This window comes from Rhizobium sp. CG5, assembly GCF_023701945.1.
Taxonomy (GTDB): domain Bacteria; phylum Pseudomonadota; class Alphaproteobacteria; order Rhizobiales; family Rhizobiaceae; genus Allorhizobium.
In genome coordinates, this window is the sequence record NZ_JABAEF010000002.1 from 259,557 (window position 1) to 281,264 (window position 21,708).

Annotated in this window: 22 protein-coding genes and 2 tRNA genes; 5 read left to right on the forward strand and 19 right to left on the reverse strand. The window is 62.2% G+C overall.

The genetic code is table 11. The features are described 5' to 3' along the window. Positions 1–18 precede the first annotated feature (18 nt). The 6 genes from HGO38_RS04605 to HGO38_RS04630 all read right to left on the reverse strand — a co-directional run bounded on the left by HGO38_RS04605 (position 19) and on the right by HGO38_RS04630 (position 9,430). Positions 19–1,191 (reverse strand): DegT/DnrJ/EryC1/StrS family aminotransferase, encoded by a 1,173-nt coding sequence (locus tag HGO38_RS04605; RefSeq protein WP_250954743.1) that lies wholly within the window; start codon positions 1,189–1,191, stop codon positions 19–21. Further along, positions 1,188–2,345 (reverse strand): glycosyltransferase family protein, encoded by a 1,158-nt coding sequence (locus HGO38_RS04610; protein WP_250954744.1) that lies wholly within the window; start codon positions 2,343–2,345, stop codon positions 1,188–1,190. The genes HGO38_RS04605 and HGO38_RS04610 overlap by 4 nt, the downstream gene beginning before the upstream one ends. Before the next feature lie 245 nt (positions 2,346–2,590). Then, on the reverse strand, positions 2,591–5,965 hold the full coding sequence (locus HGO38_RS04615) for an error-prone DNA polymerase (protein WP_250954745.1): 3,375 nt from the start codon (positions 5,963–5,965) through the stop codon (positions 2,591–2,593). Then, positions 5,962–7,569 carry a Y-family DNA polymerase gene (locus HGO38_RS04620; RefSeq protein WP_250954746.1) on the reverse strand — a complete coding sequence of 536 codons (1,608 nt, stop codon included), beginning with the start codon at positions 7,567–7,569 and terminating at the stop codon, positions 5,962–5,964. The genes HGO38_RS04615 and HGO38_RS04620 overlap by 4 nt, the downstream gene beginning before the upstream one ends. Then, positions 7,457–8,362, reverse strand: coding sequence for an ImuA family protein (locus HGO38_RS04625; RefSeq protein WP_250954747.1), 906 nt, complete (start codon positions 8,360–8,362; stop codon positions 7,457–7,459). Before HGO38_RS04625 ends, HGO38_RS04620 begins: the two co-directional genes overlap by 113 nt. Positions 8,363–8,572: 210 nt before the next feature. Next, positions 8,573–9,430, reverse strand: a complete 858-nt coding sequence (locus HGO38_RS04630; protein WP_250954748.1) for a GNAT family N-acetyltransferase — start codon at positions 9,428–9,430, stop codon at positions 8,573–8,575. Between the two features lie 147 nt (positions 9,431–9,577). Between HGO38_RS04630 and HGO38_RS04635 the strand changes: the two genes are divergently transcribed. Next, positions 9,578–9,841: a sunset domain-containing protein gene (locus HGO38_RS04635; RefSeq protein ID WP_250954749.1), complete on the forward strand. Its 264-nt coding sequence runs from the start codon at positions 9,578–9,580 to the stop codon at positions 9,839–9,841. An 18-nt stretch (positions 9,842–9,859) separates the two neighbouring features. Then, on the forward strand, positions 9,860–10,297 hold the full coding sequence (locus HGO38_RS04640; RefSeq protein ID WP_250954750.1) for a hypothetical protein: 438 nt from the start codon (positions 9,860–9,862) through the stop codon (positions 10,295–10,297). Between the two features lie 33 nt (positions 10,298–10,330). Here the strand turns inward: HGO38_RS04640 and HGO38_RS31245 are convergent, their stop codons facing one another. The 11 genes from HGO38_RS31245 to HGO38_RS04695 form a co-directional block, all read right to left on the reverse strand. Further along, positions 10,331–10,678 (reverse strand): flagellin, encoded by a 348-nt coding sequence (locus HGO38_RS31245; RefSeq protein WP_502941502.1) that lies wholly within the window; start codon positions 10,676–10,678, stop codon positions 10,331–10,333. Between the two features lie 98 nt (positions 10,679–10,776). After that, positions 10,777–10,852 (reverse strand) — tRNA-Phe (locus HGO38_RS04650). Between the two features lie 262 nt (positions 10,853–11,114). Then, complete coding sequence (yacG, locus tag HGO38_RS04655) at positions 11,115–11,327, reverse strand: DNA gyrase inhibitor YacG (protein ID WP_250954751.1); 213 nt, start codon at positions 11,325–11,327, stop codon at positions 11,115–11,117. 3 nt (positions 11,328–11,330) lie between these two features. Next, positions 11,331–11,951, reverse strand: a complete 621-nt coding sequence (locus tag HGO38_RS04660) for a Maf-like protein (protein WP_250954752.1) — start codon at positions 11,949–11,951, stop codon at positions 11,331–11,333. Positions 11,952–11,985: 34 nt separating this feature from the next. Then, a complete protein-coding gene (gene infA / locus HGO38_RS04665) occupies positions 11,986–12,204 on the reverse strand; it encodes a translation initiation factor IF-1 (RefSeq protein WP_004435948.1) in 219 nt (72 codons plus the stop codon). Positions 12,205–12,324: 120 nt separating this feature from the next. Continuing rightward, positions 12,325–12,840, reverse strand: coding sequence for an arsenate-mycothiol transferase ArsC (locus HGO38_RS04670; RefSeq protein WP_250954753.1), 516 nt, complete (start codon positions 12,838–12,840; stop codon positions 12,325–12,327). A 4-nt stretch (positions 12,841–12,844) separates the two neighbouring features. Beyond that, a complete protein-coding gene (locus HGO38_RS04675) occupies positions 12,845–13,318 on the reverse strand; it encodes a UPF0262 family protein (protein ID WP_250954754.1) in 474 nt (157 codons plus the stop codon). Between the two features lie 5 nt (positions 13,319–13,323). Continuing rightward, positions 13,324–14,622, reverse strand: coding sequence for a histidinol dehydrogenase (hisD, locus tag HGO38_RS04680; RefSeq protein WP_250954755.1), 1,299 nt, complete (start codon positions 14,620–14,622; stop codon positions 13,324–13,326). A 92-nt stretch (positions 14,623–14,714) separates the two neighbouring features. Next, a complete protein-coding gene (locus HGO38_RS04685) occupies positions 14,715–15,155 on the reverse strand; it encodes a DUF2948 family protein (RefSeq protein WP_250954756.1) in 441 nt (146 codons plus the stop codon). A gap of 114 nt (positions 15,156–15,269) precedes the next feature. After that, positions 15,270–16,562, reverse strand: a complete 1,293-nt coding sequence (murA, locus tag HGO38_RS04690; RefSeq protein ID WP_250954757.1) for a UDP-N-acetylglucosamine 1-carboxyvinyltransferase — start codon at positions 16,560–16,562, stop codon at positions 15,270–15,272. 229 nt (positions 16,563–16,791) lie between these two features. After that, a complete protein-coding gene (locus HGO38_RS04695; RefSeq protein WP_250955006.1) occupies positions 16,792–17,100 on the reverse strand; it encodes a hypothetical protein in 309 nt (102 codons plus the stop codon). Positions 17,101–17,255: 155 nt separating this feature from the next. Between HGO38_RS04695 and HGO38_RS04700 the strand changes: the two genes are divergently transcribed. From HGO38_RS04700 to HGO38_RS04710, 3 genes are all read left to right on the forward strand, one after another. Beyond that, positions 17,256–17,330 (forward strand) — tRNA-Thr (locus HGO38_RS04700). A 219-nt stretch (positions 17,331–17,549) separates the two neighbouring features. Further along, the gene (locus HGO38_RS04705; protein WP_250954758.1) at positions 17,550–18,428 is read left to right on the forward strand and encodes a DUF6030 family protein; all 879 of its coding nucleotides are present in this window, start codon (positions 17,550–17,552) and stop codon (positions 18,426–18,428) included. A gap of 148 nt (positions 18,429–18,576) precedes the next feature. Continuing rightward, on the forward strand, positions 18,577–20,217 hold the full coding sequence (locus tag HGO38_RS04710) for a glycosyltransferase family 39 protein (RefSeq protein WP_250954759.1): 1,641 nt from the start codon (positions 18,577–18,579) through the stop codon (positions 20,215–20,217). A 51-nt stretch (positions 20,218–20,268) separates the two neighbouring features. On the opposite strand, the gene HGO38_RS04715 is transcribed toward HGO38_RS04710, so the two are convergent. Both HGO38_RS04715 and HGO38_RS04720 read right to left on the reverse strand, forming a co-directional pair. Next, positions 20,269–21,249, reverse strand: a complete 981-nt coding sequence (locus HGO38_RS04715) for a glycosyltransferase family 2 protein (RefSeq protein ID WP_250954760.1) — start codon at positions 21,247–21,249, stop codon at positions 20,269–20,271. After that, positions 21,246–21,602: a GtrA family protein gene (locus HGO38_RS04720; protein ID WP_250954761.1), complete on the reverse strand. Its 357-nt coding sequence runs from the start codon at positions 21,600–21,602 to the stop codon at positions 21,246–21,248. Before HGO38_RS04720 ends, HGO38_RS04715 begins: the two co-directional genes overlap by 4 nt. Between the last annotated feature and the right edge of the window lie 106 nt (positions 21,603–21,708).

Consider the following 21,708-nt stretch of genomic DNA (forward strand, 5'->3'; position numbering starts at 1 on the left):
GCTCGGTCAGCCTTCTGTTCAGCGATGCATCTGCAATGCGGGAGAGTGATGGACGGTGTCGGAGGTGGTCATGCGATTATGGGCGCGTTTGACCAGGTCGATGATGACATGGGCGACGCGGGCAATCTGCTCGTTCGTCATGTCGTGATAGCTCGGCAGGTTGATCGCCCGCTCGGGAATGTCGTAGGCGTGGACGTTGTCGGCCACCGCTTCGAACATCGGCAGGCTCGACAGCGGGTGGAAGAAGACGCGGGCGTCGATATTGGCCTCGGCAAAGGCGGCAATCATGTCTTCGCGGCCAAGACCCAGCTGCCGGTCGAGAACCGCGGTCGGCATCCAGGCGCCGTTGACGGCATCGGCCGGTTCCGGATTGAGCGACACCCCCGGAATGCCGCCGAGCAAGCCCCGGTAGATCCTGAAGATCTCGCGCTTGCGGGCGGTTAGGTCCTCGATGCGCATCATCTGCGCGCAGCCGAGAGCGGCCTGGATGTTCGACATCTTGTATTTGTAGCCGACGGCGTCGGGCCAGAACTGTTTCTTCTGGGTCCGCGCACGGCCATGATTGCTAAGCGTCAGGACCTTTTCGTAAAGCGCCTGGTCGCTCGTCACGAACATGCCGCCTTCACCGGTCGTGATGGTCTTGGTGCCATGGAAGGAAAACACTCCGAACCGGCCCATCGATCCGGTCCGGCGCCCGCACCAGACCGAGCCGATGGCCTCGGCGCTGTCCTCGATGATCGCGATCCCATACCGCTCGCCGATGGCCAGAAGCACATCCATATCCGCCAGATTGCCGTAGATATGGGTGGCGACGATGGCTTTCGTTCTCGGCGTGATGGCCCGCTCGGCAGCCTGGGGATCGATGCACCACGACACCGGGTCGATATCGACGAAAACTGGCTTTGCATGCAGGTGGACGATCGGTGCGGCGGTGGCAATCCAGTTGGTATCGGCGAGGATCACTTCGTCGCCGGAACCGATGCCGAGGGCCGCAAGCCCCATATGCATCGCGCCGGTGCAGCTTGATGTGGCGATGGCATGCTCGACACCCAAATGCTCCTGGAACATCTTTTCAAAACGGATGATGTAGTCATAGCACTGGCTGCCCCAGCCATTGGCGGCAGCGTCCGTGGCATATTCGGTTTCCAAGGCCGTGATGGAAGGCTTGGTATAGAGGATCCGTTCGTTCATGCCGCGCAGCCCATTCCCGCAATGGCCTCTTCTGCCAGCAGTTCGATCTGGCCGGTCATGATTGGCACCGGGGCGATCATCGACCGCACCACGTTGAAGAAGTCCTGCGCCGTCACAGCATTGCCGATGAACCGGTCGATCAGCAGCGTCTTGCCATGCAGGCCACGGCGCGCATCGTCGGGCATCTGCGGCATGAACTGCGGCTTGAAATCCTGAACGAGCTGCTGGCCGCCCGGCATCTGCAGGATGGCGGTAAAATAGGCTTGGCATTTTCGCTCAAAAGCGGCTCTGTCGTGTTCCAGCACGCAATCATACATGCAGGCGCGGATGAAATGTTCGTTGAAGCCGCTCCAGGTGCTGCCGAGTTCGCTCAGCACCCGGGCCTGGATTTCGGCTATGGCAGCCGTCAGCCCGAGACCGGCGTGGAACGGGAAGCCTTCAAGGGCAGATCGAGCGGAACCGGATCGAAAGGGCGTCGTGCTGACGGCCGAAAGCGGCCGGTTGGAAAGGCCCATGCCATTGGCGAAGATCAGGACCCGGGCCGCCCATTCATGGTGCGGAATGGGCGTCAGCCAGCTCATTGGCCCGCATGTCGAGAGGATGGTTTCCAGAAGGCTGCGCTTGATCGCGCCATGATAGAGCCCGAACGGCATGCGGGGAACCTGCTGGCTGCCGGACCATTGGAAATAGGCCTCCAGAAGCTTGGTCTTCTCCATCTCCGTGACGTTGTGAAGCACGGGAACGGCAACGGTGGTCTTGATGTGGCGGGGTGCTGCCGGATTGATCTGAAAGGCGTTCCAGCCAAGCGCGTCGATATTCGGCTGGGTCTTGTCCACATGCGCGAGAAGGCTGGGCAGATCCGGTTCCAGCATGTCGAGCGGCTGGAGCAGGGTGATCCAGTCGCCGGTGGCCGCGGCCACGGTGCCGAGCCAGAGCTGGGCTGCCGAGATGTTGTCGGGCGCCGGCGGCAGGATCTTGAGGCGCTCGTCCGAGCCGGCCAGCGTGCGAAGTTCAATGGCATCGTCGCATGTGTTGCCGTAAGGGGCGACGATCAGCTCAACGCTAGTATCGGGCTTTGCCAGAAGCCGTTGCGCCAGGGTGGTCGGTGCTGGCATGCCCGGCGTGACGGGAATGCAGACGGTGAGTTTCGGCATGGTCGGCCTCGCAAAGATCGTGTCCGCCGGCATGTGCTGCCACCGGAATGGAATGCGCCGACGATGCTCCGCCCCTCGACCCGGGAGGCGGAGCAATGCTGGCGCCTGCCGTGTCTAGCCTCTAAAACTGGAGCGAGGCTTTGCTGTACGATCTGTTGCAGTGGCGATGAGGGTGGGAAACCTATGCACGGGCCCGCCGCACCATCGCAAAGATGGCCGCATCCAGAAAACGTTCGAGCCTGACCCTATTGAAAGTTGCGTCCCTTGGGCAAAGCCTTCACCGTCTGCCTGTGAAGCGTTGCGCCTTGCGGTGTCGGTATCTCCGTGGCAGGGCCGGGCAATGACACGAGGCGGGACGGGGAGTGACGGCGGCCGCGGATATCCTCGCGCACCGGCCGGCGCACCTCGTCGGCATTGGCAAGCCCGCCCATATGCGGGGCCATTTCGGAAATCTGCGCCATCAGCGGCGTCAGGTCCTGCATGTGCTGGGCGACCACATGAAGAACGCCGTCCTCGTTTTGAACCCGGCCGCGCACGCTGACGCAGCGGCTGCCGAGCACCACCATGCGATAGGTCTCGAACACCTTCGGCCAGACGATGATATTGGCAATGCCGCTTTCGTCCTCGATGGTTTCAAACACCACCCCCTTGGCCGAGCCCGGCCGCTGGCGCACCAGGACGAGGCCGGCCACGGTGACGGTGCGGCCGGACGATAGGGTCTGCAGGTCGACATTGCGCATATGCCCCATGGACTGCAGCGTGCGGCGCAGGAAATGCATGGGATGGGCTTTCAGCGAAAAGGCCAGCGACCGGTAATCGTTGATCACCTGCTCGCCGAGCGGCATCGGCGGCAGCTGGATATCGGCTTCCTTCTGCAGATTGGCCTGGTCGACAATGGCAAACAGCGGCAGGCGCTCGGCGCTGCTCAACGGATCGAGCGCCTTGACCGCCCACAGCGCATCGCGCCGGTCGAGCCCGATGGAGCGGAAGCAATCGGCATCGGCCAGCTTCTCGATCGAGCCGCGTGACAGGCCGGAACGCATCCAAAGATCCCGCACGCTGTCATAACCGCGATTCCGGTGGGCCATCAGCTGTGTGGCTTCGGCTTCGCTCAGCCCCTTGACCTCGCGCAGCCCGAGCCGCACGGCATGGCTATTTTTCATGATGCCGGCCATGGCACGGTGCTGCGGGGCAATGAACAGCGGATCCGCTTCGGCTTCGAGCGTCGAGTCCCAATCGGAATGATTGATATCGACGGCCCGCATCTCGACGCCATGCTCGCGCGCATCGCGGATCAATTGTGCCGGGGCGTAAAAACCCATCGGCTGGGAATTCAGCAGGGCGGCGCAGAACACATCGGGATAATGGCATTTCAGCCAGCAGGACACATAGACCAGCAGCGCGAAGCTGGCCGCATGGCTTTCGGGAAAGCCGTATTCGCCAAAACCCTCGATCTGCTTGAAACAATGTTCGGCAAACTCCCGCTCATAGCCGTTGCCCACCATGCCCTCGACCATCTTCTGCTGGAAAGTGCTGATCGTCCCGACCCGGCGAAAGGTCGCCATGGCGCGGCGCAGCTTGTCGGCCTCGCCGGGCGAGAAATGCGCCGCCACGATGGCGATGTTCATCGCCTGCTCCTGGAACAGCGGCACGCCCAGCGTCTTGCCGAGAACCGTGCGCAACTCCTCCTTCGGAAAGCTGACCGGCTCCTTGCCCTGCCGGCGCCGCAGATAGGGATGCACCATATTGCCCTGGATCGGCCCGGGGCGCACGATCGCCACCTCGATCACCAGGTCGTAATAGCATTTGGGCTTCAGCCGCGGCAGCATCGACATCTGCGCGCGGCTTTCGATCTGGAAGACGCCGAGCGTATCGGCGCGGCAGATCATGTCATAGGTCGGCGTGTCGCCCTCCTCGATCAAGGCCAGCGTTTCACGCCGTCCGTAATGATTGTCGAGCAGGTCGAAGGCCTTGCGGATGCAGGTCAGCATGCCGAGCGCCAGAACGTCGATCTTCAGCATCCCCAGGCTTTCCAGATCGTCCTTGTCCCATTCGACGATGGTGCGATCCTCCATCGCCGCATTCTCGATCGGGATCAGCGAGGACAGCCGGTCGCGGGTGATCAGGAAGCCGCCGACATGTTGCGACAGATGGCGGGGAAAGCCGATGATCTGGCTGGCCAGATCCAGCATCTGGGCCAAATGCTTGTCGCCGGGGTCGAGTCCGGCGCGCTTGGCATCCTGCGGATCGATCTCGCGCGACCAGCCGCCCCATTTGGTGCCGCTGATCGCCATGATCGTATCGTCGGAATAGCCGAACGCCTTGCCCACGTCGCGCAGCGCCGAGCGCGCCCGGTAGCTGATGACGGTCGCTGCCAGCCCGGCCCGCTCGCGGCCGTATTTCGCATAGATATACTGGATCACCTCCTCGCGCCGCTCATGCTCGAAATCCACGTCGATATCCGGCGGTTCGTTGCGCTCCTCCGAAATGAACCGCTCGAACAGCAGATCCACCTTTTCCGGGTCGACGGAGGTGATGCCGAGGCAGTAGCAGATCGCCGAATTGGCCGCCGAGCCGCGGCCCTGGCAGAGAATGTTCTTCGAGCGGGCATAACGCACGATATCGTAGACCGTGAGGAAATAGGGGGCGTAGCCGACCTTGGCGATCAGCTGCATCTCATGGGCGATGGCTTTGGTCACCTTGTCCGGTGCGCCATCGGGATAGCGCCAGGCAAGCCCGATCTCCGTCAGCCGCGCCAGCGCCAGCTGCGAGGGCAGCGGCGTGCCGCCCAGCTCCTCGAATGTCGGATCCTCCGGATATTGATGCTTCAATTCGTCGAGCGAAAAGGTCAGGCGGTCAAACAGCCGCTGCGTGGCCGCAAGGGCTGCCTCGTAGCCCTTGAAAAGATGCGCCATGGCTAGGGGGCCCTGCAGATGCCGCTCGGCATTGGGCTCCAGCCGCGTGCCGATCGAGCTGAGGGTCTCGTGTTCGCGGATGCAGGTCAGCACATCCTGCAGCGGCCGCCGGTCGGGATGGTGGTAGAGCACGTCGCCAACGGCAATGAGCGGAACATCCGCCGCATCGGCAAGGGCAGCGATGCGCGCCATGCGGCGCTGGTCGCTGGCGCCGAAATCGCGGCAGAGCGCCAGATGGACCTTGTCCGGAAAGGCCGTTTTCAGCCGGGCGAGCACGTCCGGCAGCCGCGCATCCAGCCGCCTTCCGGGCAAAACGGCCATCTGCAGCTGCGCGCCATGACTAAGCAGATCGTCGATGGCCAGATGGCATTCGCCTTTCGGTGCCCGCCGCTTGCCAAGGCTCAGCAATTCGCACAGCTCGCCCCAGCCGGCCCGGTCCTCAGGCCAGACCAGAATATCCGGCGTGCCGTCCCTGAACACCAGCCGGCAGCCCGGCTGGTAGCGCAGGCCCGCCTCCTTGGCTGCCATATGACCGCGCACCACGCCGGCCACCGAATTGCGGTCGGTAATGGCGATGCCGGAGAGCCCTATGCGGGCCGCCTGCGCTACCAGTTCCTCCGGATGCGAGGCGCCGCGCAGGAAGGAGAAATTGCTGGTGACCGCCAGCTCGCAATAGGACAGGGCAGGGGGAGAGCCGGACCTCATGCGAACAGCCCGTGCATATACCATTTCGGCCCGGCGGTTTCCCGCTCGTAGAGGCCGTGGCGAAACACCCAGAAACGGTAGCCCTGCACATCCTCGACGCGGAAATAGTCGCGCGAATAGGCGCCGCGCCCCTCCCGCCACCATTCGCAGGCAATCCGCTCCGGCCCTTCCGAGCGCGCCACTTCGTAAGACGCTCGCCGCCAGCGAAACCGCAAGGGCGGCCCGTCCGGCACTTCGGCCATGGCCTCCATCGGTTCCGGCCGGTCAAACAGGATCAGCGGTCGGGTCGGGCTTGGCGCGTCCTCGCCGGGTGCAAAACCCGGCTCGTCACGGCCGCGGGCCTCAGTGGCCCTCCCTTGCACGGCGGCCCTCTCTTGCACGGCAGCATGAGTGGTGAAGCTGCGCTCCGGGATATGGGTGTCGGCCAGCGAGAACTGGCGGATGGCGGCCGGGCCGAGACGGGCGCCGATCCGGTCGACCAGGGCGGCATAGTCTTCGCCAGCGGTCTTGCCGGCCACGAGATCCGCCTGCCGGGCATCGAAAGGGTCGGCACGGGTGATCTCCAGCCTGATGACGTCGAAGCCGAAGCCGGCGTCCAGATCATCATGCAGGCCGGTGATGCGGTCCTTGAACAGGCGCAGGATCCGGGCCGGATCGCGCACCGGCTGGGAGGCCAGAACACTCAGCGACGAGACTTTTCCATCGGCGCGAAACAGCCGCAGGCAGCATTGCCGCGCGCCCAGGCCCCGCTTTTCCAGCGGTTCGGCAAGCGTGCCGGCGAGATGGCCGATGGTTGCCCGAATGTCGTCCTCATAGACGACCGGTTCGGCAAAGCGTTTCTCGGCGGCCAGTTCCGCCACCGGCAGCAGCGGTGAGATCACCTCGTCCAGCTGCCCCATCGCCTGGTCGAGCCGGGTCAGCAGCGGTCGGCCGAAGCGTGCGGCGAGCGGCGCGCGCGGCAGGCCGGCAATGCAGCCGATGGTCTTCAGCCCGACGCGGCGAAGACCGGTCGCCACGCCGTCCTCAAGCCGCAGGGCGGAGATGGGCAGCGGCAGAAGCGCATCGGCCTGCTCGCCGGGCAAAAGCACGCTCCGCGTCCCGAAGCGCGCCATGGCAAAGGCTGCCCCCGCCGTATCGGCAAGGCAGAGCTTTGGGTTAAAACCCTGTGCCGTCAGCCGGGCCGACACATCGGCCACCAGCGCCGCCTCGCCCCCGAACAGATGGCAGCAGCCGGTCACGTCCATCAGCAGCCCGTCGCCCGCACCGTCGATCGCGACCAGAGGCGTATAGCGGCCACACCAGTCGGCCATCGCATGCAGCAGAGTGCGAAGAGCGTCGGGGTCGTGTTCGTGGCAGTCGAGGTCGGGCACCAGGGCGCGGGCATCGCCGAGCGGCTGGTCACGAAAAATGCCGAACCGTGCGGCATCCGCCTCATGGGCGACGATGCGGATGGCATTGCGGACCAGTGCCGTGACGACGATGGGGGGTCCGTCAGGACGCCCGTCCGAAATCCAGAAGGGTCCCCATGTCTGCCGGGCGATGCGGTCTGTGGCCAGGTGCGGGAAGGCGATGGACAGGATTCGTTGCGGGGTGCGGGGTGACATACTCAAACACCTTGTCTTTCATGTTCCATGCAACGGGCCATTGTCCCCCCTGGCCGTTGCGGTTGCGCTCCAGGGTCAGGATGTGCCGCACGCATCCGATCCCGTTTCGATGGTCGTCAGACGCGGATGAAGCCTGCGGCTCCACCAGCCAGCGGGTGAGGGCAGCTGTTGCCTCCTCCTCGCCGCTGGAGCGCAGAATTCCGGCAAACACGCCGGTTTCCCGGGCCCGGACCGCCAGCCGCCGGGTCTCCGTCAGGCCGAAGCGGGCCGGATTGCCCTTGATCTGCAGGATCACCGCCAGCGCATCCCGGCAGGCCGCCGCCTCGTCGGCCGCCCAAAGGGCGGATTTGAGGTCGCGCGGTGCCACCAGCGTGAAGCAGCCGGGATCAAGGCCATATTGCGCAAGGCCGGCCGGAAACAGCGATCCGCCATCCACCGCCGAAGCCGGATCGACCACCCAGACGATGCGCCGCCCGGCATGCCCCAGAGCCTGTTGCGCCTGTTGCGCCAGCTGCGAAAGCAGGCCGAGCAGAAAACCGCTGGCAAGCGCAATGTCGCGCCCGTGCCGGCAGCGGATCTCATGCAAGGCATGGGCGGCAAGGCCGCCGCCGAGACACTGATCGATCTCGGTGATGCCGAAAGAAAAACGTTCGCCCGCCTCTTTCGTCTGCGGCGCGTCCAGGAAGGTAAGGTGCCGGCCGCTTTCCGGTCTTTTCCCCGCCAGCCGCTCCAGGGACGACGCGTGAAAATACCGCGCAGCCCCGGCACCTCCTTGCTCTCCCCGATCCGCCATGGCACGCTCCAGTGTTCACTTTATGTTCTATTTATCAGCAGAAGCCAATGGAAGAGTCAACGGGCTTTGTGAAAGAGAGGGTGAGGAATGGGGGATGCAGCAGCGCGGGGTTTCGAACGCGCGTCCGTTGCGCTCCGTGGCAACGTTCCGGTATCGCCGAAACGTCCTTCGGATGGCTTGCCCGCAAAAGCCTCCATTGCGGCCATCATCCTAAATCCGCATGTCAGATAACATAAATGCCTGTCCCTCAGGCGCAAACTGACCACGGACCATATTGCCATTGTCGATCAGATGCGTCTCGTCTGGTTGCCAGGATAGACGGTCTGGTGTCAGATAGACCTCAACTTGCTGCTCATCAAAATCGAGCGCACTTACAATGTCATCGAGTGATGGAATTGTAGAAGCCACGATGTCGAGAATTGCCAACGAGGAATGACCCTGCTTCACGGCCACAACCGCGTCGAGTTGTGGAAGATAAAGCAGCCTTATCTCCGGGGTCAATTTCGCTTTTAACATAAATAAGGCTGGATGATCACAGGCCGAAGCCAATAGCGACGTAGGCGCTCGATCAGAAAATATGCGTTTGAGGAGCGCGATATCGCCCTCTGTTTCCAAGGACAATTCGCGGAAACGGTTCACTGAGTTGTGCCGCATTAGCTTCGAGCTGAACCACATCTCCTTGATCTGCCGAAAGCCAAAAGGTCGGTATAGATCAGGAGTGCCGGTAGCGAGAATAATTAAGCTTGACCTTTTATCCGCGTAATCCAACGCTCGACGCATCAGGTCGCTGAAGAGGCCTTTTCTCCGCCATTCAGGACGCGTCGCGACCGATTGTACGCCAAAAGCAACAACCTGCTGCCCGGACAGCCAGAGCCGTCGTTCATATAGGCTTACATTGGCAACTAGACACTCGTCATGCCACCAGCCGAATGCGACGACTGTTGGGTCATGTCCGAGCCTGTCTAAAGACGAGATATCAATCTCGAATACGTCCAAGATCAGCTTACCCAGTTCCTTCAAGCCATATGTTGAATGTGCGTAGTCAGATCGGAAAAGAAGATTGTTCATGGAAAGGCTTCATCTCGCATAAGTTGCCGAAACGTATCAGTTGACGTGCGCTTGGTTGATAGCGATGACTCCAAACGGCCAGGTGTTTGCTCAAATTTTAAGGGATCAGAAAACGTGAATTAAACGTGTGCGACTTATGCTTGTGGCATGAGCAAGTTCACGCTTCTGGTTATCGCGTCTTCAACTGCCGCCTTCCTTGCGGGAGGCGGACACTCGATCGTGCCGCGCGCGGTGTACGATCCGGGATGTACTATCAAAGGCAATATCTCAATCAATTCCGGTCGGCGGATTTTTCATGTGCCGGGCCAAGAGGATTATAGCGCGACGATTATTCGAACGGAATATGGCGAACGCTGGTTCTGTTCTGAGCAAGAGGCACGAGAGGCCGGTTGGCGCAAAGCGTCGCGATGATAACTGGGGAGCAAGGAATTGAGCAGGATTATTGGTTTCGTCTGTTTTCTGGTTTTGTCGTTCGGGCCGCTCGCGCAAGCAAAAGCCGACAGCCCCAGCCTCATAGGCAGTTGGCAGCAAGTGGTTTCGAATGCCGGTCAGTGCGATACATGTCGGATCACCATCAAGAAACAAGGCTCCGTCCTGCGCGTGACCTCAAACAACGGCTGGTTTGCAATCGTCGAAGCGGACAAGCCCGGAAAATTCAACGCGGTGAGTGGGGTCGGACGATGGAAGCCGGGGCATGGTGGCAGCTATAGCCGGGCGGCCTTCGACATTCATTTCACACTGACGGATAGCCAAATCTATATGAACATGACCGTTCCGATGAAGGACAGACCCGCCCAGGTTATCAAGGCGATTTTCGACAAGCTACCCACAGACAATCAAGACAGTCGATCGACGATCAAGGCATAGCTGTTGGCTGGGAAACCGGCGAGCAGACAGGCCTTATCGGAAAAGCTCCATCACGTTCTCTGCGTGCCCGTTGGCGATCTGCAACCCCTGAACGGCAAGCTGCTCCTGCGTCTGTAGCGCCGTGAGCCGGGTGGATGCCACATTCATATCGGCATCGACCAGACGACCGATGCCTTTGCCGATTGTATCCATGAGGGTCTGCGCGAAACCCTCCTGCATCTCGATCCGGGTCGCGACCGCGCCGAGTGCCGACCGGCAGCGGGTGTCCGAGTGGATGATTGAAACTGCGCGCAAAGTTGACGTTGTTCCGAATGAGGGAAGTGTCCGCTTCGGCCGAATTCTGTTGTCCGAAAGCCCGACCGATATAGAACATCGCGCCACGTTGCGTGTGACAAAGCCACCGCCGATTTGTGCCAAAGGTCGCGCCGCGCCAAAGGAACGCGCGCCGCGCTACAACGTATTGATCTTGGGCGAGAGAATGGTGCCCGGAGGCGGATTTGAACCACCGACACGCGGATTTTCAATCCGCTGCTCTACCAACTGAGCTATCCGGGCATCTGGGCCGTTGCGGGCCGTTCGGTTGTTTGGTTCAACCGGCGGGGGATCGTTTCCCCCGGAAGCGTGCGGGTTATAACATCTTGTTCGGCCATGTCCAGCGCCAAATGGCACTTTTTTGACAGTCTCTGAAAAAACGGAAAAAATTGAACAAATAGAACGGTTTCAGTGGTGCAGGGATGGTGCCTTGCCGGACCTCGGTGGCCCGGCAGCGCGCAATCGCGTCGTCGCTGGCGGGTCCCGGTCGCCGCCGGCAAAAGTCTCAATCGTCGTCCTGATAGTCCGCCTTGCTTTCGTCGTCGGCAACCGGAATGGCATAGGAGCCTTTCAGCCAGCGCGACAGATCCAGCTCCCGGCAGCGATTGGAGCAGAAGGGATAGTGCTCGCGATGCGACGGCCGTTTGCATTCGGGGCAGGGCCGTGCCTTGCGCAAGGGTTCGATCTTGGCGCTGCGGGGGCTATTGTCGTCACTCATGGTTCAGCCTTCCATCCAGCCGGCATGCACGTCAAATCCCTCGCCGGACAACAGCTGCAGGGTTTCAAACAGCGGCAGGCCGACAACGTTGGTATAGGAGCCGACCAGCTTCTGCACGAAGCAGCCGGCCAGGCCCTGGATGCCATAGGCGCCGGCCTTGCCCCGCCATTGGCCGGAGGCCAGATAGGATTCGATATCGAGCCCCGACAGCCGCTTGAAGCGCACCTTGGTCTCGATCACCTTCTGGCGCGTCTTGCCGTCAGGCGTGATCAGGCACACGCCGGTAAACACCCAATGGCCGCGGCCCGACAGCAGATGCAGGCAGGACGAGGCCTCGTCGAGATATTCAGCCTTCGGCAGGATGCGCCGCCCGACCGCCACCACCGTGTCGGCCGCCAGGATATAGCTGTGCTTCCACAGCGGCTCGTCCTTTACGGCGGCAAGCGCTGCACGGGCCTTCTCGGTGGAAAGCCGGCGGGCCAGCGAGCGCGGATGCTCCGATTTGCCCGGCGTCTCGTCGAGATCCATCGGCATCAGCCGGTCGGGCTCGATGCCGGCCTGTTTCAAGAGGTCGAGCCGGCGCGGCGAACCGGAGGCCAGGATCAGCGTCTGTTTCAGCTCCATGGATCGTCAAGCCCTTTCGGGTGTCTGCCTTCGTTCACTTGAAGCGATAGGTGATGCGGCCCTTGGTCAGGTCGTAAGGGGTCATCTCGACCAGCACCTTGTCGCCGGCCAGAACGCGGATACGGTTCTTGCGCATGCGTCCGGCGGTGTGGGCGATGATCTCGTGTTCGTTTTCAAGCTTGACCCGAAAGGTCGCATTGGGGAGCAGTTCCGTCACGACGCCGGGGAATTCGAGAACTTCTTCTTTAGCCATAGAGGGGTTGTCTTCCTATGTGTTGCATCGGACCCAGCGGGGGCCCGGTAAAATGTGCGCGGAAACTACACAATCACCGCGCTTTTGTGAACCTTGTAGATTGGGCTTTTGAATTTTGTTTCAATTCGGCTTTTCGGCCGGTTTTTCAGCAGGTTTTTCGGCCGGCGGCGGCTCGGCCGTTTGCGTCGGCGCCAGGCGTTCGGCGATCAGCCTTTGCAGCCGGTCGCGCACGGCGCGATAGGCCTCCAGGATCTGCTCCCGGGTGCCGGTGGCAACGGTCGGATCGGGCATCGGCCAGTAGACCACCTCGACCGCCGAGGTGCGCGTCAGTTCCAGCGCCGCATGATGGGCCTCCGGCGCCAGCGTCACCACCAGGTCGAAGAAGTTATCGGCCAGTTCTTCCAGCGTCTGCGGCTGGCGTTTGCCGAGCGACAGCCCGATTTCCTCCAGCACGGCATCGACGAAAGGATCGCGCTCGCCGGGCCTGACCCCCGCCGATGCCACATAGGTGCCGGCCGGCAGCATGTGCCGGGCGATCACTTCCGCCATCGGCGAGCGGATGGCATTCATGCCGCAGACGAAGAGAATGGCCCCTAGCGTCCTGTCCTGTGGTCGGGAAGCCGCATGATCGTCCATCGGCCTATCCACGCCAGTAGAGAACGCAGACCAGTGTGAACAGCCGCCGTGCCGTGTCGAAATCCAGCTTGATCTTGCCCTGCAGCCGGTCCATCAGCGTCTGCGAGCCCTCGTTGTGAATGCCGCGCCGGCCCATGTCGATCGCTTCGATCTGGCTGGGCGTCGAGGAACGGATTGCCTCGTAATAGCTCTCGCAGATCATGAAATAGTCCTTGATGATCCGCCGGAACGGCGTCAGCGACAGGATATGGGTGGCGACGTCTTCGCCGGCCTCCGTCTTGATGCCGAACACCAGCTTGGAATCGACCAGCGACAGGTTGAGTTTGTAGGGCCCGCCGGCGTGGCCGGCCGGCTCGAAGCTGTTTTCCTCGATCAGGTCGAAAATGGCGACCGCCCGCTCGTGCTCGACATCGGGCGTCGACCGCCCGATCGTTTCGTCGAGGATCACGTCGCAGAGCTTGAAGTCGCCCTTGGCCATCGGGCTCAGCCTTCGAGATTGAGGCGAATGGCAACTGAGCGGGCATGGGCGTCGAGCCCCTCGCTTTTCGCCAGTGCAATGGCCGCCGGCGCCAATTGGCGCAACTGTTCGGGCCCCAGCCGCAGGATCGAGGTGCGCTTGACGAAATCGAGCACCGACAGGCCGGAGGAAAACCGTGCCGAACGGGCCGTCGGCAGCACGTGGTTGGATCCGCCGACATAATCGCCGATCACCTCCGGCGTGTGCCGGCCGAGGAAGATGGCGCCGGCATTGCGGATGCCGGCCATCAAATGATCGGGATCGGCCACGGCCAGTTCCAGATGTTCGGCGGCAATGCGATTGGCGAGCGGCAGCGAGGCTTCAAGGTCGGGCACGATGATGATGGCGCCGAAATCGGCCCAGCTGGCCGCCGCCGTCTCCGAACGGCTCAGCGTCTTCAGCTGCCGCTCGACGGCGGCCTCCACGGCACGGGCCAGATCCCGGTCGTCGGTGATCAGGATCGACTGGGCGCCGCGGTCGTGCTCGGCCTGGGCCAGAAGGTCGGCGGCCAGCCAGTCGGGATTGTTGTCGCTGTCGGCAATGACCAGCACTTCGGACGGACCGGCGATCATGTCGATGCCGACCGTGCCGAACACATGCCGCTTGGCGGCTGCGACATAGGCATTGCCCGGACCGACGATCTTGGCGACCGGTTCGATCGTTTCCGTGCCATAGGCAAGCGCTGCGATAGCCTGCGCACCGCCGATGCGGTAGATTTCGCGCACCCCGGCAATGCGGGCCGCCGCCAGCACCGTCGGGTTGATGTCGCCGCCGGTGGCCGGCACGACCATGACGATTCGCGGCACGCCGGCCACGCGCGCCGGCACGGCATTCATCAGCACCGAGCTTGGATAGCTCGCCGTGCCGCCGGGCACATAGAGGCCGACCGCATCGATCGCCGTCCAGCGCGAGCCGAGGCCGACGCCGATGGCGTCCTCGTAGATATCGTCCTTCGGCATTTGCCGGGCATGGTGTTTTTCGATCCGCTCGGCGGCCAGCCGCAGGGCGTCCATGACATCGGGGGCGACGGTTTTGACAGCGGCGTCGATCTCGGCATCGGTGACGCACATTGCGGTCTTGGCGAAATCGATGCCGTCGAAGCGTTGCGAGTAGTCAGCCAGCGCCGCATCGCCGCGTGCCTTGACGTCGTCGATGATCGCGCGCACCACGGCATTCACATCGTCGGACACTTCGCGCTTGGTTGTCAGGAAGGCGGCGAAACGCTGTTCAAACCCTTCCGATGTCTGTTCGAGCCAGATAGCCACGTCTCTCGTCTTCCCTCTCCTCGGCCGTCCCTTTGTACCAAACCTTGGCACCGGGTCGTTGATCAGCGACCCGTTTTTACAGCGCTCGGCCGTCAGTTGCCCGGATGGCTGGGCTTGAAGCTGGTTTCCCATGCTCCGCCGGTATCTGCAAGCTGAACTTCGATGCATTCCACATCCAGCGCCACCATGCCGTCGCCCGACAGCACCAGTTCCAGCACGCCGTCCGGACCTTCGCCCTTCTGCTGGAAGCGCAGGGCGAGCAGGCTGAGCACCTTGTCCTTGTCGGTGCGGTCGAAGCCGACGGAGCGCACGGCCTGGACGCGCTTGATGCTGAGCAGCGCCCGGCGGCGCTCAAAGGCTTTTTCGCCGGGCTTCAGCTTTTCCCAGACGAAGCGGTTGGCGGCCAGCGTGAAGACGCCCGACCGCGTCGCATAGTTGATATCGCCGACCTTGAACACGGCGTCCTGCATATGGGCGGAGACGACGGCGAGGTCGTCGATGTCGAGCGAGAGAAGTTTGAGGCTCGTTGTCATGTGCCGTTTCCCGAAATGGGCGCCAGAGCGGCGCAATCCTTGACCCCCGAGATAGGTTGCCGCGCCAGGAAGCGCAACGCCCAAGCGCGGCAATGGCACGGAATCGGTCGTGAATCAGTCGCTGATGCGCTCGACGATCGCGCCGCAACGCGTCAGCTTCTCTTCCAGCCGCTCGAAGCCGCGGTCGAGATGGTAGACGCGGTTGACCAGCGTCTCGCCTTCGGCGGCAAGACCGGCAATCACCAGCGACACGGAGGCGCGCAGGTCGGTTGCCATGACGGGCGCGCCGCGCAGCCGCTTGACGCCCTCGATGCGCGCCGTCTGGCCCGACAGCGTGATGCGGGCGCCCAGCCGTGCCAGTTCCTGCACATGCATGAAGCGGTTCTCGAAGATCGTCTCGGTGACATGCGCCACGCCGTCGGCGCGGGTCATCAGGCCCATGAACTGCGCCTGCAGGTCGGTCGGGAAGCCGGGGAAGGGCTCGGTGACGATGTCGACCGGGCGGATGTCGTTGCCATGGCCGATGACGCGGATGCCGTTGTCCACGGCAATCAGTTCGGCGCCGGCCCGGCGGATCGCCGACACAGCGGTGTCGAGCAGGGTGATGTCGGTGCCGGCCAACGTCACGTCGCCGCCGGTCATGGCGACCGCCATGGCATAGGTCCCGGTCTCGATGCGGTCCGGCAGGACCCGGTGGCGGGCGCCCGACAGGCTGGTCACGCCTTCGATGGTGATGGTCGGGGTGCCGGCACCGGTGATCTTGGCGCCCATGGCGATCATGCAATTGGCCAGATCGACCACTTCAGGCTCGCGGGCGGCATTGCCGATCACCGTCGTGCCGCGGGCCAGCACCGCTGCCATCATCATCACATGGGTGGCGCCGACCGAGACCTTCGGGAAGGTGTAATGGGCGCCGATCAGGCCACCCTTCGGCGCCGTGGCATTGATATAGCCGGCGTCGATGTCCATGGTCGCGCCAAGCGCTGTCAGGCCCTCGATGAACAGGTCGACCGGACGCGTGCCGATGGCGCAACCGCCCGGCAGCGAAACGCGGGCCTTGCCCTCGCGCGCCAGAAGCGGGCCGATCACCCAGAAGCTCGCCCGCATCTTGGAGACCAGGTCGTAAGGCGCCGTGGTATCGGCAATGGTGCGGCAGGTGAAATGGATGGTGCGCGAATACATGCCATTCTGGGTTTCGCGGCGGCCGTTGACCGACACGTCGACGCCGTGATTGCCGAGAATCCGCATCAGCAGCTCGACATCGGCCAGATGCGGCACGTTTTCCAGCGTCAGCGTATCGCTGGTCAAAAGCGAGGCGATCATCAGCGGCAGGGCGGCATTCTTGGCGCCGGAAATCGGGATGATCCCGTTCAACTGGTTACCGCCGACAATCCTGATACGATCCATATATCCTTACGGGCCGCGCATCGGCGTCCCGCCTTTCCTATTGTTCTTGATGTCCGGATGTCCGGGCGAAGGGGCTCTTTAGACGAAAAGCCGGCGCGGTTCAATTCGCCGGTGATTGCCGCGTCAATGCGTGTCGCGATCGGTCAAGATCGCTCCGTCCGCTTTATATCTTTAGGTTTGTCGCATGTCGTTGTCCCCGAAACCGGCGCCCACTTTCGGGCGACATGCTTTAATCATCGCTCTCCGGCGAATTTGCGGCAGGCAGGCCCTCGCCCTCGATGGCCTCGCCGGAACGGCGCGCCCGCGACTGCTGCTTGCGCCGCATCAGGTTTTCCCGAAGTTTTTGTGCCGCCCGCAGGCGCCGCTGTTCGGCAACCTGCAGCGCTGAGGCATTGCGTGCCTCCGCCTTGAGCTTGCCGCTCGGCCGGGTCGCGACCGCACGGTCGCCCGATGCGCCGGGATCTCCGGCATCGCCTGCCGAATCGACGCCCGTGCCGGTCGCAGCCACCCCCGCAGATTTCTCAGTGTCATCGCTCATGTCGCCCTGATAGCGCAAAACCATGTTTTGCAAAAGGTGCGCGCCATCCCCGCCTTTTGTGAACTTAGTTTCCAATAGCGCTTGCGCTCACCGCAAACCTGTGGCAATAGCCCCCTCGCTCCACACAAGCAGCGCCACGCTGCTTCGGACACGATGCTGCTATAGCTCAGGGGTAGAGCACTCCCTTGGTAAGGGAGAGGCCGAGAGTTCAAATCTCTCTAGCAGCACCATTCTTTTCCCCAAAATGATTGTCCATCCGAGCGTACGGCTTTTGCGAACTCGTCTACCCGCATTTGCGGGATTGCACGCATTTCGCTTGGTGAATGGGTCTGGCCAGTGGCCGGAGAAGCCTCGCACCGCCCCGGCCCCCAAACCGACTTGGATTAAATACACGTCTCGAAAACGATTTCATGCCATAAGCAGGATCGAGCGGAATCCAGAAGGTTGGCATGCCAGAGACTGCAGAAGGGCAGAATAGCCGCGGTCGCCCCAAGGTGGCGCCGGGTCGGCGCAAGACAAGCGGCCGGTGGTTGTTCGCTCTGCTGGTCCTTGCGATCGGGTCGGCGATCCTGGCGACGGTTTTGCTGGCCAATGACATGCAGAACCTGCGGGCAATCTATCGGCACTATGGTCTGCCCTGGCCTTTGGAAGACAAGCAGGTGGAGCGCGCGCCGCGCCCGCTCAAGGGAAAACGGCTGATCGCTTTGCCCATCAAGCTGCCGGATCATGTCCTGGCCGCTCCCGAAATGGACAGCATCGGCGCCCTGGTGCGCGATATCCGCCGGCCGGGCGACCTGTTCTGCGCCGCCTTTGCCGACAACGGCATGCCGAACGGCGGCTGGCAGCCGAGCCAGTTCGACAAAACCACATTCGAGTGCCTGTCGGAAACGCTGATCCCCTCGACTGACGAAGCGGCGCAGAACGCCTCGTTCTTCTTCATCGCCAAGGGCGATCCGGACGGCAATATCGGCTCCATTCGCATGAAACTCGTGGCACCCGATACCGATGCCGGAAAGACGGTCCATGCCATGCTGGTGCGGTCGGTCGAACTGCTGATCGAGCAGACCCAGTGGGGCGACCTTGCTGAGGCGGTAGAGCATGCCACCCGGCTGGAGGATTTTCAGGCCGTGCGTTTTGGCCTGTCCTTCAAGTTCACGCGGGAGTTCACCGCGCCCAACCGCTTCAATCTCATCGTGCTGCCGACCGGCAAGACGCCGGCCATCAAGGCGACGCGCGCCTATTTCGCACGGCAGGACTGGCTGCCTGTGCCGTCCGTACCGGTTCCGCTCGTTCCCATCTCCAGGCTGCCAATCGCGCCGGCCCGATAGTGGTCCCGACCAGATGCGTGCCGTCTTGCCATTAATCTTAATTGCAAGACAGCGGAGCGGCGATCTTTCTCGCTCTTTTCCCGTGACGTATAGAAGAGCCAGTCTACTTTCGTGGCTCTCTGTCAGATCGAACAGTAACGGATCAATCATGCCCATCGAGATGTCCAAGACAAAATCCCTGTTGATCTTGATGGCGATATTGGCTGTCGGCGCCGTGCTGCGTCTCTACGCCATCGACTCCCAGGCGCTGTGGAGCGACGAGGGGCAGACGCTGACACTGTCTCTCTGGCCGATCATGGACATGATCAGCAAGCCGACCGATCCGACGCCGTTTCTCTACTATGCCCTGCATCAGGTCTTCCTGTCGCCGGACTCGAGCGTCGCGGCGGTGCGATCCCTGTCCGTCGTCTTCGGTATGGCCCAGCTCGTGCTGATGTTCGGGCTTGGCCGGCTGTGCTTCGGTCGTGCCGGTGGCCTGCTGGCCGCCGCCCTGATGGCGGTCTGGTCGTCCCATGTCGATTACAGCATGGAGGCGCGCGCCTATGCGCTGCTGGGTTTCCTGATCCTGCTCGCCTTCTACGGCCTGATCCTCTACGTCAAGAGGATCCGTGAGGCAGCATCCCTGTCGTTAAGGCTTTTGGCGCTGGCGCTGTTTGCCATCGGCAATGTGCTGAGTTTCTACACCCATGTCATCGCCGCCTTCAGCATCGCCTTCACCGGAGCGCTGCTGTTCGGCTTTGCGCTGTCGCGGCCGCGCCGCTACTGGCCGGAGGTCGCGATCACCTTCGCGGTGATGGCGATCCTCGCGGTCCCTGGCGTTCTGCGCATTCTGGCGCAGGTGGAAACTGGCCATGAATTCAATTGGCTGGTCCAGGCAAGCCCGATGACCTTCATCAGCACCGTGGCGGACATGTTCTTCCCCATCGGCTTCTGGGACAATCCGCTGACCAACAGCCTGGACATCAGGCTCGATGCGAAGTTCGTCGCGATCCCGGTCTTCGCGCTGCTGCTGGCGGTCAGCCTATGGTTCAGCCGTTTCACGCTGGCGCGGGTCGCCCGCGAGCAGCCGATCCTGGCACTTCTGGTGCTGGGCTGTGCCGTGCTGCCGGCGGCCATCTGGCTGGTCGGATATGTCGGACGGCCGATCTTCCTGGGGCGCGTCCTCCTGTTCTGCATTCCGGGCCTGATCCTGCTGCTGGTTGCGATGATTGTGAGCCAACCGCGGCAGCGGGCGATCGCCCTGTCGATGGCCACGATCGGGCTGTGGCTTGCCTCGACGCTGCTGTTCGGCATGATGCGCGAGAAGCAGGATTGGCGCGGTGCAAACGGGTTCCTGGCCGCCGCGGTCGCTCCGGACGACATTATCGCCATGTGCCCGGACTTCGAATATCCGGCTTTGCGCCATGCGGCATCGGCGTCGGTTCCTGTCGGCCGTGCTGTTCTGCTGGGTGACGAAAAGGGCGCCCTCACGCTGATCGAGGCGGGCCTCGGCGCCAGCCGAACCTGGGCCGCCGACTATTTCGTGGCAAGCCAGCGCTATGACGTTCGTCCCACTGTAACGCTCGACATCCAGCCCGGGCAGTCCATCTGGAGGGTGGATGGCATATGCTGGGACGGAATTGTCGAATATGCGACGCTCGACAGGATACTGGCACCGATCGATCCGGCGCCTTCCGCCGAATGGTCGCAAAAGGCCAAATACGACGATCATATCCTCATCCGCCGCTATCGGGTCACCCAGCCAGCAAGCCTGACGCTGCGGCAGGGACTGGGCGCCGGTCAGCAATAGCCGCAGTCAACGACGACGCTCGGTTTGTGGAATGCTCTGCTGCCCTTTGCCTCAGGCCTCTTCGCGCGGCTTGGAATCTTGAACACTCGGTGTCGCAGCAGACGCCAGCGGTCCGACATGGGCTTCCTTGACGATGTAGCGTGGCCGACCCTTGGTCTCGATATAGATGCGGCCGATATACTCGCCCAAAACGCCGAGCCCCATGATCTGGATGCCCGACAGAAACAGCGTTGCGGTGATCAGGGACGGATAACCGGGCACGGGGTTGCCCCAGAGCAGCTTGTTGAGCACCATCCAGCCGGCGTAGCCGATCGACAGGCAGGAAATGCTGAGGCCGACATAGGTCCAGACCCGCAAGGGAAAGGTCGAGAAACTGGTAATCCCTTCGATGGCAAGGTTCCACAGCTTCCAGCCATTGAACTTGGTCTTGCCGGCAGAGCGCGCCGAGCGGCGATATTCGACGATATCGACGGTTCCGCCCACCCAGGACAGGATGCCCTTCATGAACAGGTTGCGCTCCTGGAGCTGTTTTATGTTCTCGACGGTCGGGCGCGACAGCAGCCGGAAATCGCCGACATTGGCCTCGATCTTCGGCGTCGAGATCATGTTGTGGAGGCGATAGAAGATCTCGGCGGTATTGCGTTTCAATCGTCCGTCGCTGCTCCGGTCGATGCGCTTGGCCAGCACGATATCGGCGCCGTTGCGCCATTTCTCGATCATGACCGGGATGATTTCGATAGGATCCTGCAGGTCGACATCGATCGGGATCATCGCCTCGCCGCTGGCCGATTCCAGTCCGGCAAACAGCGCGGCTTCCTTGCCGAAATTGCGCGACAGGCTGATCAGGGTGACGAGCGGGTCGGCCAGCGCCAGCGCCTTGACGATGTTCAGCGTTCCATCCTGGCTGCCGTCATTGACGAAGACGATTTCGACGTCGATGCCTTTCAGCGGCGCAAATTGCCTGACCGCATTGTAAAAGATCGGGATGGTATCTTCTTCGTTATAGACGGGAACTACCAGCGAGACTTTCATGAAGACCTCTTGCGGAACACGACATACTTAGAGAACAAAAATCCGAAAAGAAGACTAAAGGCCGAGAAGGAAACAAGGGTCAGGATGGCAGGAAGGTCGAAAACATCGGCAAGCCGGCCAAACAGGAAGGACATCAGTCCGAGGAAGCCGACATAGAGCAGATAGCGCATGCTGCTGATCGTCGACCGGAACGTGAAACGGGCGTTGACGAAAAAACTGAAGGTGACCGCCGCAATGAAGGCAATCAGGTTGCTGACGCTCTGATCCTGTTCCAGAAGCTGGAAGAAGATGAAAAAGATCGCCCAATGGATGGCGGTATTGGCCACGCCGACGATCACATATCTGGAAAACATTTTGATTGCGCGACCCACCCACCGTTCTCAAGTTCCGGCAAGCTTAGTGCGACAACAGAAATTTATCATTAAACGGCGTGCGCAGATTGCATATAACGGCGTATGG